We start from the raw sequence: 15121 nt of genomic DNA, 5'->3' as shown, positions 1-15121 counted from the left end.
CTCCCCGTGAGTCGCGCCCGTGCAGCAGCAGAGAGCTTAGGGGAAAGCACCACCGTTTGGCGGTTGTTGGTCGAATCTTTCCCGATGTGCCGTTGTCAGCGCCCGGATTCAGTCGCTCTGCGGGGTATCACCAACCGCACACCCGTATGGGGGTGCGGCAGCACTTCGACGGGGTACTGATAGACGGATGACAGCAGTCCGCTTGTGAAGACCTCCCCGGGCGGGCCCTCGGCCGCGATCCGCCCGCCGTGCAGCACGGCGGCCCGGTCGGCGTACGCGGCGGCGAGCCCGAGGTCGTGCAGCACGACCACCACGCCCTGCCCGGCCGCCGCCCGTTCGCGGCAGATGCGCAGCACCAGTTCCTGGTGCCGCAGATCCAGCGCGGCCGTCGGCTCGTCGAGCAGCAGCAGCGGGGCACGCTGGGCCAGGACACGGGCGAGCGCCACCCGGGCCCGCTCACCGCCCGACAGCGCGGAGAACGGCCGGGCCGCGAACGCGGTCACCTCCGTCGCCGCCATCGCCTCCGCGACCGCCCGTTCGTCGTCGTCCGCCTGCGGTGTCCCCGCCCACGGCGCGCGGCCCATCGCCACCACCTCGGCCACCGCGAACGGGAACGACAGCTCGGCCGACTGCGGCAGCACCGCGCGGCGCAGCGCCAGATCGCGGGCGTCCCAGTCACCGGCCGGCCGGTCCGCGATGAACAACTCGCCCGCGTCCGGGCGCAGATCGGCGGCGAGCGCGGCCAGCAGCGTGGACTTGCCCGCCCCGTTCGGGCCGACCAGCGCCACCACCTCACCGGCGGCGACCGACAGATCCACGCCGTCCAGCACGGCGCGCCCGCCCAGCCGTACGGTCAGCCCCCTGGCGTGCGCCAGCGGCCGGCCCGGCGCGGGCGGCGCCGGGGGCCGCGGGGCGCGGGCGGTCAGTCCGGTGAGCAACTGGCGGATCACGCCCAGCCTCCTTGCCTGCGACGGGTCCTGCGCAGCAGCCAGAAGAAGAACGGGCTGCCGATGAGGGCGGTCAGCACCCCGAGCGGCAGCTCGGCCGGTGCCACGAGGGTGCGGGCGCCGAGATCGGCGGCCAGCAGGACGAGCGCGCCGCCCAGCGCGCTGCCCGGAATGAGGAAACGGTGACCGGGCCCGACCGCCATCCGCAGCAGATGCGGCACCAGCAGCCCGACGAAGGTGATCACCCCGGCCACGGCCACGGCGGCGGCGGTCAGCAGCGCCACCACCAGGATGAGGGTGATGCGCAGCCGTTCGACGTCCACCCCCAGGTGGCGGGCGGGGCGTTCGCCGAGGGCCAGCAGATCCAGCCGGCGCGCGTACAGCGGGGCGATGAGCAGCCCGGCGAGCGCGCAGGGCAGAACGGCCAGCACCTTGGGCCAGGTGGCCTGGGCGAGCGAACCGAGCTGCCAGAACGTGATCTGGCTGACCTGGGCGTTGTCGGCGAAGAAGGTGAACAGGCCGACGAGCGCGCCCGCGAAGGCGTTGACGGCGATACCGGTGAGGATGAGGGTGACGACCTCGGTGCGCCCGGCGGAGCGCGAGAGCACGTACACCAGCAGGACGGTGAACAGTCCGGAGACGAACGCGGCGGCCGTCACCGTCCAGTTGCCGAGGAACGTCCAGCCGAACGCGATGGTGGCCACCGCGCCCACGGCGGCGCCCAGGGAGATGCCGATCACGCCGGGTTCGGCGAGCGGATTGCCGAACACCCCCTGCATCAGCGCTCCCGCGCAGCCGAGCGAGGCACCGACCAGCAGCGCGAGGACGACGCGCGGCAGCCGGACGTTCCACAGCACGCTCTCGGCGGTGCGGTCCATGGCCTGGCCGCCGAGCCCGGTGCGGTGCGCGACGGAGGACAGGATGTCGGGCAGCGCGATCCGGTAGGCGCCGGTACCGGTGGCCACGAGCGCGAGCAGCACGAGGGCGGCGAGGAGACCGACGGTGAGCAGGGCGGCGCTCCGCCGCCTGACCGGCGCCACGGGCGCGGGCCCGGCGGACACCGGGGAGGCGTCGAGGGTCGTGCTGGGGGCCGCGCCGCCGCCCGGGGACGGGGCGGGGGCGGTCATGCGGCGTCGCCCGTGGCGTGGATCTGGGCGGTGAGGTCGGCCAGCACCTCGTCCGTGCGGGGGCCGTAGTTCAGCAGGACGCCGTCCTGGATGTCGGCGATCCGCCGGTCCGCGCCGGCCGGGGTCTCGGCGATGCCGGGGATCTCCAGCAGCCCGTCGATGCCACCGACGGAGTCCAGGCCCTTGGTCATCACCAGGATCACATCGGGCGCGGCCGTCACCAGCGCCTCGCTGGTGATCGGGGTGAAGTCCTTCGTCAGTCCCGATTCCTTGCCCGCGTCGATGCCGCCGGCCGCCTCGATCAGCGAGGAGGCCCCCGACTCGGCTCCGCCGATCAGATAGACGGACGCCGTGCCGCGCAGATAGAGGAACGCCACCCGGGGCCGGTCGCCGCCGGAGGGAAGACCGGCCTGCACGGCGGCGATCCGCTGCCCCGTACGGTCGTTCAGCACGTCCCCGGCCTCGGGTACGCCCAGCGCGCCGGCCACCGCGGTGATGCGGGTCGCCACGTCGTCCAGTTCCTTGGCGGCCTCGAAGACGACCACGGGGACGCCCGCGCCGCGGATCTGGTCGATGGCCTCGGCCGGCCCCGTGGTGGACTCGATCAGCACCACGTCCGGGTGGAGCGACAGGACGCTCTCCGCCGAGACCTCATGTCCCCGGGTGACGACCGGGAGATCCGCCGCCTCCTCGAAGGTGGCGGTCACGTCTCGGCCCACGACGCGCTCGCCGAGGCCCAGGGTGTAGACGATCTCGGCGATGGATCCGGACAGCGGGATGATCCGCTCGGCGCTGTCCACGGTGATCTCCACGCCGTCCGCCGAGTCCACGGTGACCGGCAGCGCGGGCACCGGCGCGGGCCCCTCCAGGGGTTCGAGGCGGTCGGCGGTGTCGCCGGCCGAGCCCGCCGATCCCGTGCCGGCCTTTTCCCCGGTGCCGCTGCCGTCTCCGGTGCCGGTCGCGCACCCGCCGAGAACGAGTGTGGCGAGCAGCAGCAGTGCGGCAAGTGGGCCGCGCAGTAGGTGCCGTTGTGTCACGGGGAGTCCGCCTTTCGGGCCCGGGGTTTCCGATCCGGCCACATGTAGCTTAGGTTAGCCTAACCTCAGTCCATGACCCCGGGTCTGCTGGAAGGAACCCTTCGATGCTGCCCAGATCCCAGCGTGCCCGCGCACTCGTCCTCGCGCTGCTCGCCCTCCTGCCGTCGCTGCTGGCGGTGATGCTGCTGCCCGGCACGGCCCAGGCCGCTGAACGCTCCGTCTCCGGCGGCCGGCTGGACTGGGGCATCAGGTCCTCCTTCCTCACCTATATCACCGGGCCCATCGCCCAGGGCAGTTGGTCGCTCAGCGGCGGGGCCTCCACCGTCGGAACCAGCCAGTTCCGCTTCCACTCCGCCACCGGCTCCTACGACCCGGACAGTGGCGCGGCCACCGCCGGTTACTCCGGGGGCGTGCGCTTCCTGGGGCACCAGCAGGCGGACGGCTCCTACGAACTGGACCTGACCGTCTCCAACCCCACGCTCTCCCTCTCCGGCGGCTCCGGCACCCTGTACGCCGACGTGCGCAGCAAGGCGCGCGGCAGCGGCGAGATCACCGACCGCGCCCAGGTGGCGCTCGCCTCCCTCAACCTCTCCGGCGTCGACCTGCGCGGCGGCACCCAGTTGGCGGTCTCCGGCATCCCCGCCACCCTCACGAGTGACGGCGCGACCGCCTTCGCCGGTTACTACGAGGCGGGCGACGCGCTGGACCCGGTGACCTTCACCGCCGACACCCTGGAGCCCGCCGCCCCGTCCACCGAGGACCCCGAACCCGGCCCCGGGCCGGGGGAGGAGCCCGAGGACGGGACGGAAGAGGAGCCCGCCGCCCAAGAGATCACCGACGCGGCCGTCGACTGGGGGGTACGGCGCACCTTCCGCGAGTACGTCACCGGTGACATCGCGGCCGGACGGTGGGAGCTGACCGACGGGGCCCAGGACGGCGGCGCGCTGTTCCGCTTCCCGGCGGGCGAGGGCACCGTGGACCCCGAACAGGGCACCGCCGAGGCGCGTTTCAGCGGGGCGCTGCGCTTCACCGGCAACGACCTCGACCTCGAACTGAGCGCCGTACGCGTCGACATCGCGGACGGCACCGGAACCCTGTCGGCCGATGTCACCACGGACGAGGGCGCCCGCGAGCGGCAGCCGCTGGTCACCTTCGCCGCCGACCCGGAACACCTGGCCCCGTCCGAGGGCCTGATCCTCATCGAGGAGACCCCCGCCGAACTGACCGACGAGGGCGCGGACATCTTCGGCCTGTACCAGCCGGGCACACAGATGGACCCGGTCACGGTGGCCTTCGCCCTCACCGAGGACGCCGAACTCCCCGCCCTGCCCGACATCGGCAGCGACCCGGTGGAGACGGAGACCGCCGCCCCCGCACCGGAGAGCGACGCGGAACCCGAGCCCGAACCGGCCGCCGCCTCCTCTTCCTCCCCGACCTCCCTCATCGCGGCGGGCGCCGGCACGGTCCTCGTACTGGCCGCCCTCACCGCCTACCTCATCTCGAGGCGCCGCAGCGCGCGGCACACAGAAGATCCTTCCGGAACACCCGAGGAGTCAACGCGATCATGACGACCGCAACCCGAGCCCGTACCCGTACCGTACGGCGGGGCGGCATGCTGCTGGCGGCGGCGACCGCCACCGTGCTGTACACCACCAGCTTCGCGGCCCCGGCCTTCGCCGACGAGCGGCCCGGCGCGAGCTCCTTCGAGCTGATCGACGGTACCCTGGACTGGGGCGTCAAAGCCTCCTTCAACCGCTACATCTCCGGTCCGATAGCCGGCGGTTCGATCACCACCGCCGACGGCGCCGAGACGAACGCCGACTCCACCTTCCGCTTCACCAACGGCACCGGCAGCTACGACCTTTCCACCCACGGCGTGGACACCGCCTTCGACGGCAGCGTCCACTACGAGGGGCACCACGGCGCGCTCGACCTGACATTCTCCGATCTGCGGGTCGTCACCGAAGGCACCGCGGGGGCCATCGTCGCGGACATCACCGTCGCCGGTGAGGTCACCGAGGACGTGGAGGTCGCCAGCCTCGACCTGTCGGGCGTCCGGCCCGGCTCGGGCGACGGCGGCGCGATGGTCTTCGCCGACATCCCGGCCACGCTGACCAAGGACGGCGAGCAGGCGTTCTCGTACAACGGCAGCCCGATGTACTCCGAGGGCACCGAACTGGACCCGGCCACCCTGACCGTCACCCCGAAGACGGCCGAACCGGAGCCGGAGCCGGAGCCCGAGCCGGAGCCGGAGAACCCGGAGAACCCGGAGAACCCGGAGAACCCGGAGAACCCGGAGAACCCGGAGAACCCGGAGAACCCGGAGAACCCGGAGAACCCGGAGAACCCGGAGAACCCGGAAAACCCCGAGAACCCGGAAAACCCCGAGAAGCCCGAGAACCCGGACGGTGAGAACCCCGTCGACGACGAGCCGGACGCCGAGGACCCGATCCTCGCCGGTGTCATCCACGACGGCACCCTGGACTGGGGCGTCAAGGAGTCCTTCCGCACCTACATCAACGGACCCATCGCGCACGGCGATGTGGAGCTGGCCGACGGCGCCCTCCAGAGCGGCGACGGCTACCGCTTCACCGACGCCGAGGGCGAGTTCGACACCACCGAGGAGACCCTCGGCGCCGCCTTCGACGGCAGCGTCCGCTTCTTCGGCCACGCCGAGGCCGGCGGCGGGTACGCCCTCGACCTCACCTTCTCCGACTTCGCGGTGGAGATCGACGGCACCCAGGGTGAGTTGATCGCCGATGTCGTCACCAAGGACGGCACGTACGACGCCGTCACGGTCGCCGACCTCGACATCCCGGCCGGCGCCATCACCTCCGAGGACGATGTCATCGTCCTCACGGACATCCCGGCGACGCTGACCGCCGAGGGCTCCGAGGTGTTCGCGTACAACGGCACCCCGATGTACCCGGCGGGCACCGCACTCGACACGCTCACCGTCACGGTGGCCCTGAGCGAGGACGCCGAACTGCCCCAGGGGGAGAACCCCGGCGGCACCGACCCCGTCACCACCCCGGCCGGCACCACCCCCCAGGGCGGCGCCTCCGGCGGTGCCCTCGGTGGCGCACTGGCCAGCACCGGCAGCGGTATCCCGCTCGCCGAACTGGCCGGCGGCGCCGCCGCCCTGAGCGCGGCAGGTGTCGCGGCGTTCTACGCCGCCCGCCGCCGCACGCTGTCGCTGGGCTGACGGTCCAGCCCACGACAGCCAGCGTGCCCGCCGGTCAACGCCCGGCCGGCGGGCACGTGCCTCCCCACCGGCCGTCATGGCCCCGGCCGGTCAGCGACGGCCGAGCAGCCTCTCGATGTCCATCAGCTGCTCGGCCGTCAACGGCCCGAACTCCATCGCCGCCGCGTTCTGTTCGGCCTGCGCCACGGTGCGGATGCCCGGGATCGGCACCGCGGCCGGGCTGCGCGCCCACAGCCAGGCCAGCGCGCCCTGCGCCGGGGTACGTCCCCCGCTGGTGAGCACGTCGCGCACCGCCTCGAACTTCGCCCGCCACCCGGGCTCCAGCCGGCCGTCCTTGAAGTACCGCAGCCAGGCGGGCGGTTCGGCCCGGATGTCCCCGGGGCTCAGGCTCGCGCCGCCGCCCGGGGCGCTGTCGTACTTCCCCGTCAGCACCCCCATCGCCAGCGGCCCCCGGTTGATCGCCGCCAGCCCCTCCGCCTCGCACAGCGCCAGCAGTTCGGGCGCGTCCTCCAGCACATTGCAGTTCAGCTGCACACTCGCGCAGTGCGCGCCGGCCGCGAACACCTTCGCCCGGTCGGGCAGATCGGTGGACCAGCCGTACGCCCGGATCAGCCCCTCGGCCACCAGCTCCTCGCACACCTCGCGCAACTCCTCGCCCGCCTCGGGCGGCGCGTGGCCGATATGGAACTGATAGAGGTCCAGATGGTCCGTGCCCAGGCGGCGCAGGGTCGCGGTCAGCGCCCGCCGCACGTAGCCCGGGCTGACATCCGCTTCCGGCAGCATGGTGCCGGTGGCCGGATCGAAGACGTTGCCCCACTTGGAGGCGATCACCACCTCCTCGCGGCGCCCCTTCAGCGCCCGGCCCAGCACCTCCTCGCTGTGCCCGGTGCCGTAACAGTCGGCGGTGTCGAAGAAGGTGACACCCAGCTCCAGCGCCCGCCGTACCGCCCGCACCGATTCCTCGTCGTCCACCGCGCCCCAGCCCAGCGGCAGGCCCCCGGTGTCCTGCCACGGGCCGCCGATCGCCCAGCAGCCGAAGCCGAGCGGGCTGACAGCGATCCCGGAACGTCCCAGCACCCGTTGTGTTGTCGTCATGCGGGGAGTCTGCACGCTGAAGTGGGCTCCAGCGGAAGGGGTGTACGGGGGCGTCCTCCGCCGGCGACCGGACCGCCCGGGAGTCCTACAGCGCGAAGATCCCGAAACCGAAACCGTCCGCGCTGATCGCACCGTCCCTGATCCGCACCCCGCTCACCTCCACCGGCTGCGGCGTGGCCCCGTCCGTCCGGTACGGGAAGGTGACCGGCGCGAGCCCCGGGTTGACCGCCACCAGATAGCGCCCGCCGCGCACGTACACCAGCGGATAGCCGGTGGAGAGCACCTCCACCGAGCCCCGGCCGCCCAGTTCGGGCGTGCCGGAGCGCAGCGCGATCAGCCGCCGCACCAGATGCAGCAGCGAGTTCTCGTCCGCGCGCTGCGTGGCGACGTCGGGGCGGTCCGGGTCCGGGTCGAGCGGAAGGTAGAACCGGTCGGCGGGGGCGGTGGAGAACCCGGCGCCCGGTGTCGCGTCCCACTGCATGGGCGTACGGGAGCCGGCCCGGTTGTACGTGGCCTCCAGCACACTTCCCTCGTGGTCGGGCAGCCCGGGGAGGTAGCGCATGCCGATCTCGTCGCCGTAGTAGATGGCGGGCAGCGTCGGCCAGGTCAGCTGGAAGGCGAAGGCGGGCGGCAGTTGCTCGGCGGTGCGCGGGCCGCAGCACAGCCGGGAGAAGTCGTGATTGGCGGTGGGCAGCGAGATGAAGCCCTTGTCCCCGATGAGCGCGGTGGCCGAGCGCCACGCCGAGACGAACGTCTCGGCGCTGCCGCGCGCCCCGGCGTCGAAGTAGCAGCTGTCGCGCTGCTCCCAGTGCTGGTGGACGGTGCCGGTGCCGTTGTTCCACAGCGAACGCATCGGCAGCCCGTCGGAGGGACCGCCGAACTGGAGCAGGAAGTCGGCGTGGAACCCGGCGGGCACCGACATCTGCGGGTCGCCCCACTCGGCGAGCAGCGCGGCCTGCCGGTGGGTGGCGTCCAGCCAGGTGCGCAGTTCGCCCCACAGCCGGCAGGTCTCCACCAGGCCCGGGTCGTCCTTCACCAGGGAGTGCGCCATGTCCACCCGGAACCCGGCCAGGCCGAGCCGCAGCCAGTGGTCCATCACCTCGCGCAGCGCGGCCCGGTTGGCGCGCGGCCCCTCGGCGTCGACCGGCTGCCGCCAGGGCTCGGCCGCGTCCTGGCGTGCGTAACCGAAGTTGAGGGCGGGCTGGCTCTCGAAGAAGTTCGGCAGATAGCCGCCGGGGCGCGAGCCGGGGGAGCGGACGAAGCGGGGCGGCAGCGTACCGTCCGCGCCGGGTTCCGCCCAGATGTACCGGTGGTCGCCGGGGTCCCGCGCCGAGGCCGTGAACCACGGGTGCTCGTCGGAGGTGTGCCCGGCGACCAGGTCCAGCATCACGCGGATGCCCAGCCGGCCCGCCTCGTCCACTAGGCGCGCCAGATCCTCTTCGGTGCCGTAGCGCGGGGCGGGGGCGAGGTAGTCGCTGACGTCGTAGCCGGCGTCCCGGAAGGGGGAGGCGAAGCACGGGTTGAGCCAGACGGTGTTGACGCCCAGCCAGGACAGGTGTTCCAGATGGGCGGTGACGCCGGCGAAGTCGCCGATGCCGTCCCCGTTGGAGTCGGCGTAGCTCTGCGGATAGATCTGGTAGAGAACGGCGTCGGCCAGCCAGGACGGTGGGGGGCTGAAGGGCGGCATGCCCCTCACGTTAACGGCAGGCGGCGGCCAGATCCTGGAAGACGGCGGAGTTGAGCGCGAAGGCCCGCTTGCACTCCTCCACGATGCGCAGCCGCTCGGGGCCGTCGGCGGCGATGTCGTCCAGGGCCTGGCGGTACTCGCGCTTGAAGGCGGCGGGGTTGCCGATGGCGTCGAAGACGTAGAAGTGGACGCCGGGGCCCTTGCGGGTGAAGCCCCAGATCTTCTCGGCGGTGCCGCGGATGATCTGGCCGCCGGAGAGGTCGCCCAGGTAGCGGGTGTAGTGGTGGGCGACGTAGCCGGCCGGCCAGGTGGTGGCGACCTCGGTGACGCGGGCGGCGTAGGTCTCGGTGGCGGGCAGCGGGGTGATGACGGTGCGCCAGCCGGGGCCCTCGTGCAGGTGGTCGAGGTCGGCTTCGAGGGCGGCGGTGCGGGACAGCTCGGGCCGGATGAACGGGCCGGCCACCGGGTCGGCGGCGAGGTCGGCGGCCTTGGCCTCCAGGGCGCGGTACACGAACCACAGCTGCTCGGTGTAGCGGCGGTAGGCGGCGACGCCGAGCTTCCCGCCGAGCAGATCGCTCATGAAGGAGGAGTTCTCCGCCTCGGTGTGCGCTTCGTGGGAGGCCTCGCGGATCTGGGCGGAGAACGGGGTGACGGCGAGCGGCGTGGTCAAGGGAGCCTCCGGGGACGCTGGCGGCGGGGCACGGCATGCTGCCGTGCCCCGCCATACTCCCTACTTAGGCTTACCTAAGTCAAGCTCTTGCCGACACGTTGTCGGTAAACATCCGGGGCTCAGGGAAGCGTCAGAACCTCCGCGCCGGCCTCGGTGACGACCAGCGTGTGCTCGAACTGGGCCGAGCGCTTGCGGTCCTTGGTGACCACGGTCCACTGGTCGTCCCACATCTCCCACTCGTGGGTGCCCAGGTTGAGCATCGGCTCGATGGTGAACGTCATCCCGGTCCGCATCACCGTCGTGGCGTTCGGGTCGTCGTAGTGCGGGACGATCAGGCCGGAGTGGAAGGAACGGTTGATGCCGTGACCGGTGAAGTCCCGCACCACGCCGTAACCGAACCGCTTGGCGTACGACTCGATCACCCGTCCGATGACGTTGATCTGCCGGCCGGGGCGCACCGCCTTGATGGCCCGGTTGAGCGCCTCCCGGGTGCGCTCCACCAGCAGCCGCGACTCCTCGTCCGCGGCCGCCTCGCCGCCCACGAAATAGGTGGCGTTGGTGTCACCGTGCACGCCGCCCACATAGGCGGTGATGTCGAGGTTCACGAGATCGCCGTCGCGCAGCACGGTGCTGTCCGGGATGCCGTGGCAGATCACCTCGTTGACCGAGGTGCACAGCGACTTGGGGAAGCCCCGGTAGCCCAGGGTCGAGGGGTAGGCGCCGTGGTCGCACAGGAAGGTGTGCGCGATCTCGTCCAGCTTGTCGGTGGTGACCCCGTCCGCGATGTGCGCGGCGGTCTCGGCCATGGCCCGCGCGGCGAGCCGCCCGGCCAGCCGCATCCGCTCGATCGTGGCATCGTCCTGCGCCTCGGGCCCCGTGTACGGGGTGGGCCCCTTCTTGCCCACGTACTCGGGGCGGGGGATGACGGAGGGGACGGACCGCTGCGGCGAGACCGTACCGGGAACAAGAAGAGACTGGCCAGACATGCCAGCGAGTCTACGGGCGGGCAGGATGAGGGTATGGCTGCGCTCTTCCGACGACGGACCCCGACCGGCAAGGCCGGCGAGTGGTACTACTGCCTCAAACACCAGAAGGTGGAAGAAGGCCCCGAATGCCCGGCCAAGGACCGGCTCGGCCCCTACGACACGCCGGGCGAGGCCGCGCGGGCGATCGAGACGGCCCGCACCCGGGACGAGGAATGGCGCAAGGACCCCCGCTGGCGCGACCGCGAGCCCGAGCCGCTCAAGGACGAGGAGGACCCGCCGGCCTGACCCGGCGCCACCGGGCGGACGACGACGCCGCGCGGCAGCGGGCGGGGACGGGCGGCGCCCTCGGGCGTCGCGCACCCGCCCACCGGATCGGGGACCTGCCGACCGGCGCCCCACTCGTTCTCCGGGACGGGGTGGCAGGATCGGCCCCATGACTTCTCACGATGCCGCCGCCACCCCCAAGCCCGCCCCCAAGGACCCCTGGGAGCTGCCCGATGTCTCCCATCTGGTCGTCGGGGTGCTCGGCGGAACCGGCGACCAGGGGAGAGGGCTCGCCTACCGGCTGGCGCGCGCCGGACAGCAGGTGATCATCGGCTCGCGCGCCGCCGAACGGGCGGAGCAGGCCGCCGGCGAACTGGGGCTCGGGATCCGCGGCCTCGACAACGCCGGCTGCTCCCGCGAGAGCGACATCGTCATCGTCGCCGTGCCCTGGGAGGGCCACGCCAAGACCCTCACCGCCCTGCGCGCCGAACTCGCCGGCAAGCTCGTCGTCGACTGCGTCAACCCGCTGGGCTTCGACAAGCGGGGCGCCTTCGCCCTCGTCCCGGAGGAGGGCAGCGCCGCCCAGCAGGCCGCCGCCCTGCTGCCCGAGTCCCGGGTCACCGCCGCCTTCCACCACCTGTCCGCCGTCCTGCTCCAGGACCCCGGGATCACCGAGATCGAGACCGACGTCATGGTGCTGGGCGAGGACCGCGCCGACTGCGAGACCGTCCAGGCGCTGGCCGGCCGCATCCCCGGCATGCGCGGCGTCTTCGCCGGGCGGCTGCGCAACGCCCACCAGGTGGAGTCACTCGTCGCCAACCTGATCTCCGTCAACCGCCGCTACAAGGCACACGCCGGGGTCCGGCTCACCGACATCTGACCCGCTCGGGGACAATGGGGAGCATGTCTTCCAGCACTCCCGCGCCCGGCACCACCACACCCGGCCCCGACCCCGCGGCCGCCCGCTCCTCACGGCGGCTCGCCCTGTACGCCCTGGCCGTCTGCGTCCTCGCGGTGGCCGCCGCGGTGGTCTCCTTCGCCCAGGCCAACTTTCTGGGCATCGTCTGGGTGCTGATCGCCGGGCTGTCCTCGAACATCGCCTGGTTCGCACACAAGAGGGCCGCCACCGTCCGCTGACCGCGGCCGGCGGCGGCCCTCCCGGGCCGGGCCCGGTGCCTACACCTTCTTGCGGAACTTCGAGATCGCCAGCGGCGCCGTCACCAGCGTGATCCCCACCGACCACAGCACCACCGACACCGCCGGGCCGGCCACGTCACCGGCACCGTTGATCAGGTTCCGGGACGCCTCCGCCAGCTGCGAGAGCGGATTGACGTTCGCGAACGCCTGGAGCCAGCCCGGCATCGTCTCCGTCGGCACGAAGATCGACGAGCCGAACTGCAGCGGCATCATCACCATGAACGCCATCCCCTGAATCGCCTGCGCGCTGCGCATCGTCAGCCCGAGCAGAATGAAGATCCAGGTCAGCGAGGCCCCGAACAGCGCCGCGAGACCGACCGCGGCCAGCAGCTCCACCCACCGGCCGTTCAGCTCCAGGCCCACCGCGAGACCCACCACCAGCAGCACCGCCATGGTGACCAGCAGCCGGCCGAGCTCCACGACCACCTTGGCGATCAGCACCGAGGAGCGGGCTATCGGCATCGACCGGAACCGGTCCATCACGCCCTTGCTGAAGTCCTCGTGCACCCCGGTGCCCACGGACATCGCCAGGCTCAGGCCCATCATGGCCATCAGCCCGGGCACGATCCAGTTGGGGTAGCCGCCCGCTTCCCCGGCGATCGCCCCGCCGAAGACGTACACGAACAGCAGGGTCATCACGATCGGCATCAGCAGCGCGTCGGCCATCGATTCCGGGTTCTGCTTGATCTGGAGCGCGTTGCGCCGGATCAGCGCCGAGATGTGCCGCAGATTCGCCCGCGCCCCGATCCGGCCGTCGTCCGACTGCCGCCCCCCGGCGGGCGCCGGCTCCGGGCGCGGCTCCGGAGGTGCCTGTGTCGTCGTCGCACTCATGCCGTGGCCGCCTCTTCTTCCTTCTGGTCCGTCTCGTCCGCCGTCGCGGCCGGCTTGCCCGTGATGGACAGGAACACCTCGTCCAGGCTGGGCAGATGGGTGCTGATGTCCGCTATCCCGAAGCCCCGCGCCCCCAGCAGCCCGACCACGGCCGTGAGCTGCTCGTCGCTGATGATCGGCACGCTCAGCGCCTCACCCGCCGCGTCGGTGCCCGCCCCGGCGATGCCGTCCAGGCCCGCCTCGGTCACCGCCGCCGCCATCAGCGGCAGCTGCGCCTGGTCCACCGGGCGCACCAGCAGCGTCCGCCCGCCCACCTTCGCCTTCAGCTCGCGCACCGTGCCCTCGGCGATGACCTTCCCGTGGTCCACCACCGTCAGCTCGCTCGCCAGCTGCTCGGCCTCCTCCATGTACTGCGTGGTGAGCAGCACCGTGTTGCCGTCCGCGACGATCCGCTTCACCTCGTCCCACACCTCGTTGCGGGTCCGGGGATCCAGGCCGGTCGTCGGCTCGTCCAGGTACAGCACGCGGGGGCGGCCGATCATCGACGCCGCCAGGTCCAGCCGACGGCGCATCCCGCCCGAGTACTTGCCGACCGGCCGCCTGGCCGCCTCGGTCAGGGAGAACCGCTCCAGCAGCTCGTCCGCCCGCTTGCGGGACTCGGCGCGGGAGAAATCGAGCAGCCGCCCGATCATGTACAGGTTCTCCCAACCGGAGAGCTTCTCGTCCACCGAGGCGTACTGACCGGTCAGCCCGATGGTGCGGCGCAGCTGGCGCGGCTGGCGCACCACGTCGTAGCCCGCCACGACCGCCGTGCCGGCGTCCGGTATCAGCAGGGTGGACAGGCAGCGCACCAGTGTGGTCTTGCCCGCGCCGTTGGGGCCGAGCACGCCCATCACGGTGCCCTCGCGGACGTCGAGATCAATGCCGTCGACGGCCCTGGTCTCCCCGAAATGCTTGACCAGGCCGCGGACCTCGACGGCGTTCCGCCCGCGGCCGGGGGTGTTTTCTCGCGTCATGCGGCCCAGCCTGCCAGGGGCCACCGACAAACCACCGACAAAGTGTCGACACCCCCGGGCGCGGACGATCGGCGGGTCAGGGAGTGCTCAGGAACGGAAGCTGTGTTCCGGCGCCGGGTACGTGCCCGACACCACATCCTCCGCGAACGCCTTGGCGGCGTCCCCCAGCGCCCCGCGCAGCTGCGCGTACTGCTTGACGAAGCGCGGCATCCGGCCGCCGGGCCAGTCCGTCATCCCGGCCATGTCGGTCCACACCAGCACCTGCGCGTCGCACTCGGCGCCCGCCCCGATGCCGACCGTCGGAATGTGCAGCGACCGCGTGACCTCCGCCGACAGCTCGGCCGTCACCAGCTCCAGCACCACCGCGAACGCCCCGGCGTCCTGGACCGCCTTCGCGTCGCGCAGCAGCTGCTGGGCCGCCTCCTCGCCGCGGCCCTGCACCGGGTGGCCGCCGAAGGCCAGCACCGACTGCGGGGTGAGGCCCACGTGCGCCATCACCGGGATGCCGGCCTCCACCAGCAGCCGGATCTGATCGGCCGAGCGCTCACCGCCCTCCAGCTTCACGGCCCCGACACCGGCCTCCTTCAGCAGCCGGGTGGCGCTGCGCAGCGCCTGCGCCGGGCCCTCCTGGTACGAGCCGAACGGCAGGTCGCCCACGATCAGCGCGCGCTTGGTGCCGCGCACCACGGCCGCCGACAGCATGGTCATCTCGTCGAGGGTGACGGGCACCGTGGAGTCGTACCCGAGGTGGGTGTTGCCCATGGAGTCGCCGACCAGCATCACCGGGATGCCGGCCTCGTCGAACACGGAGGCCGTCAGCGCGTCGTACGCGGTGAGCATCGGCCACTTCTCGCCGCGTCGCTTCGCGGCCGCTATGTCACGTACGGTGATACGGCGGCTGCTCTTGCCCCCGTACAGTCCCGGTTCGCGCGGCTCGCGCGGAGCCTGGGCAGCGTTGTGCTGCGTCATCGTTGTGCTCCATTCATCGTCTCGAAGCGCCGTACGGCGTCCCCGGATCGCCTCCCATGGTCGCACCGATCCCCGGGCACGGGAAGCAGA

General features: G+C 72.3%; 15 protein-coding genes. 5 read left to right on the top strand and 10 right to left on the bottom strand.

The features are described 5' to 3' along the window. Positions 1-95: 95 nt before the first annotated feature. The 3 genes from ACTFAP_RS06055 to ACTFAP_RS06045 are packed head-to-tail and all read right to left on the bottom strand — an operon-like array spanning position 96 to position 3111. Entirely contained in the window at positions 96-950 is an 855-nt protein-coding gene (locus ACTFAP_RS06055) for a heme ABC transporter ATP-binding protein (protein WP_495683720.1), read from the bottom strand. Continuing rightward, positions 947-2074: a FecCD family ABC transporter permease gene (locus ACTFAP_RS06050; protein ID WP_390116905.1), complete on the bottom strand. Its 1128-nt coding sequence runs from the start codon at positions 2072-2074 to the stop codon at positions 947-949. Before ACTFAP_RS06050 ends, ACTFAP_RS06055 begins: the two co-directional genes overlap by 4 nt. Next, positions 2071-3111, bottom strand: a complete 1041-nt coding sequence (locus tag ACTFAP_RS06045; protein ID WP_495683719.1) for an ABC transporter substrate-binding protein — start codon at positions 3109-3111, stop codon at positions 2071-2073. The genes ACTFAP_RS06050 and ACTFAP_RS06045 overlap by 4 nt, the downstream gene beginning before the upstream one ends. A 104-nt stretch (positions 3112-3215) precedes the next feature. On the opposite strand from ACTFAP_RS06045, the gene ACTFAP_RS06040 reads away from it, so the two are divergent. Both ACTFAP_RS06040 and ACTFAP_RS06035 read left to right on the top strand, forming a co-directional pair. Then, on the top strand, positions 3216-4679 hold the full coding sequence (locus ACTFAP_RS06040; protein WP_500468403.1) for an HtaA domain-containing protein: 1464 nt from the start codon (positions 3216-3218) through the stop codon (positions 4677-4679). Next, positions 4676-6316 carry an HtaA domain-containing protein gene (locus tag ACTFAP_RS06035; protein WP_500468402.1) on the top strand — a complete coding sequence of 547 codons (1641 nt, stop codon included), beginning with the start codon at positions 4676-4678 and terminating at the stop codon, positions 6314-6316. The genes ACTFAP_RS06040 and ACTFAP_RS06035 overlap by 4 nt, the downstream gene beginning before the upstream one ends. A 90-nt stretch (positions 6317-6406) precedes the next feature. On the opposite strand, the gene ACTFAP_RS06030 is transcribed toward ACTFAP_RS06035, so the two are convergent. The 4 genes from ACTFAP_RS06030 to map form a co-directional block, all read right to left on the bottom strand. After that, on the bottom strand, positions 6407-7411 hold the full coding sequence (locus ACTFAP_RS06030) for an aldo/keto reductase (protein ID WP_500468401.1): 1005 nt from the start codon (positions 7409-7411) through the stop codon (positions 6407-6409). An 85-nt stretch (positions 7412-7496) separates the two neighbouring features. Further along, complete coding sequence (locus tag ACTFAP_RS06025) at positions 7497-9098, bottom strand: alpha-amylase family glycosyl hydrolase (protein WP_500468400.1); 1602 nt, start codon at positions 9096-9098, stop codon at positions 7497-7499. Between the two features lie 10 nt (positions 9099-9108). Further along, positions 9109-9768: a biliverdin-producing heme oxygenase gene (locus ACTFAP_RS06020; RefSeq protein ID WP_500468399.1), complete on the bottom strand. Its 660-nt coding sequence runs from the start codon at positions 9766-9768 to the stop codon at positions 9109-9111. 119 nt (positions 9769-9887) lie between these two features. After that, positions 9888-10754 carry a type I methionyl aminopeptidase gene (gene map, locus ACTFAP_RS06015; protein ID WP_390116918.1) on the bottom strand — a complete coding sequence of 289 codons (867 nt, stop codon included), beginning with the start codon at positions 10752-10754 and terminating at the stop codon, positions 9888-9890. 33 nt (positions 10755-10787) lie between these two features. Between map and ACTFAP_RS06010 the strand changes: the two genes are divergently transcribed. From ACTFAP_RS06010 to ACTFAP_RS06000, 3 genes are all read left to right on the top strand, one after another. Beyond that, positions 10788-11039, top strand: coding sequence for a hypothetical protein (locus ACTFAP_RS06010; RefSeq protein ID WP_262832740.1), 252 nt, complete (start codon positions 10788-10790; stop codon positions 11037-11039). A gap of 148 nt (positions 11040-11187) precedes the next feature. After that, positions 11188-11898 carry an NADPH-dependent F420 reductase gene (gene npdG / locus ACTFAP_RS06005; RefSeq protein WP_500468398.1) on the top strand — a complete coding sequence of 237 codons (711 nt, stop codon included), beginning with the start codon at positions 11188-11190 and terminating at the stop codon, positions 11896-11898. Between the two features lie 23 nt (positions 11899-11921). Next, entirely contained in the window at positions 11922-12155 is a 234-nt protein-coding gene (locus tag ACTFAP_RS06000) for a hypothetical protein (RefSeq protein WP_500468397.1), read from the top strand. A gap of 39 nt (positions 12156-12194) precedes the next feature. On the opposite strand, the gene ACTFAP_RS05995 is transcribed toward ACTFAP_RS06000, so the two are convergent. From ACTFAP_RS05995 to panB, 3 genes are all read right to left on the bottom strand, one after another. Beyond that, on the bottom strand, positions 12195-13046 hold the full coding sequence (locus ACTFAP_RS05995; protein WP_500468396.1) for an ABC transporter permease: 852 nt from the start codon (positions 13044-13046) through the stop codon (positions 12195-12197). Further along, positions 13043-14062 (bottom strand): ATP-binding cassette domain-containing protein, encoded by a 1020-nt coding sequence (locus ACTFAP_RS05990; RefSeq protein ID WP_495683710.1) that lies wholly within the window; start codon positions 14060-14062, stop codon positions 13043-13045. The genes ACTFAP_RS05995 and ACTFAP_RS05990 overlap by 4 nt, the downstream gene beginning before the upstream one ends. Positions 14063-14149: 87 nt before the next feature. Further along, complete coding sequence (gene panB, locus ACTFAP_RS05985; protein ID WP_390116929.1) at positions 14150-15031, bottom strand: 3-methyl-2-oxobutanoate hydroxymethyltransferase; 882 nt, start codon at positions 15029-15031, stop codon at positions 14150-14152. Between the last annotated feature and the right edge of the window lie 90 nt (positions 15032-15121).

It is taken from the genome of Streptomyces sp. PH9007 (genome assembly GCF_059813725.1).
This window is presented reverse-complemented; position numbering and strand designations above follow the sequence as displayed.

What these genes read in the sequence shown, in the direction of transcription:
- ACTFAP_RS06050 (WP_390116905.1), bottom strand. Translation starts at nt 2,074, where the DNA reads ATGACCGCCCCCGCCCCGTCCCCGGGCGGCGGCGCGGCCCCCAGCACG.
- ACTFAP_RS06040 (WP_500468403.1), top strand. Translation starts at nt 3,216, where the DNA reads ATGCTGCCCAGATCCCAGCGTGCCCGCGCACTCGTCCTCGCGCTGCTC.
- ACTFAP_RS06035 (WP_500468402.1), top strand. Translation starts at nt 4,676, where the DNA reads ATGACGACCGCAACCCGAGCCCGTACCCGTACCGTACGGCGGGGCGGC.
- ACTFAP_RS06030 (WP_500468401.1), bottom strand. Translation starts at nt 7,411, where the DNA reads ATGACGACAACACAACGGGTGCTGGGACGTTCCGGGATCGCTGTCAGC.
- ACTFAP_RS06025 (WP_500468400.1), bottom strand. Translation starts at nt 9,098, where the DNA reads ATGCCGCCCTTCAGCCCCCCACCGTCCTGGCTGGCCGACGCCGTTCTC.
- map (WP_390116918.1), bottom strand. Translation starts at nt 10,754, where the DNA reads ATGTCTGGCCAGTCTCTTCTTGTTCCCGGTACGGTCTCGCCGCAGCGG.
- ACTFAP_RS06010 (WP_262832740.1), top strand. Translation starts at nt 10,788, where the DNA reads ATGGCTGCGCTCTTCCGACGACGGACCCCGACCGGCAAGGCCGGCGAG.
- npdG (WP_500468398.1), top strand. Translation starts at nt 11,188, where the DNA reads ATGACTTCTCACGATGCCGCCGCCACCCCCAAGCCCGCCCCCAAGGAC.
- ACTFAP_RS06000 (WP_500468397.1), top strand. Translation starts at nt 11,922, where the DNA reads ATGTCTTCCAGCACTCCCGCGCCCGGCACCACCACACCCGGCCCCGAC.
- ACTFAP_RS05995 (WP_500468396.1), bottom strand. Translation starts at nt 13,046, where the DNA reads ATGAGTGCGACGACGACACAGGCACCTCCGGAGCCGCGCCCGGAGCCG.
- ACTFAP_RS05990 (WP_495683710.1), bottom strand. Translation starts at nt 14,062, where the DNA reads ATGACGCGAGAAAACACCCCCGGCCGCGGGCGGAACGCCGTCGAGGTC.
- panB (WP_390116929.1), bottom strand. Translation starts at nt 15,031, where the DNA reads ATGACGCAGCACAACGCTGCCCAGGCTCCGCGCGAGCCGCGCGAACCG.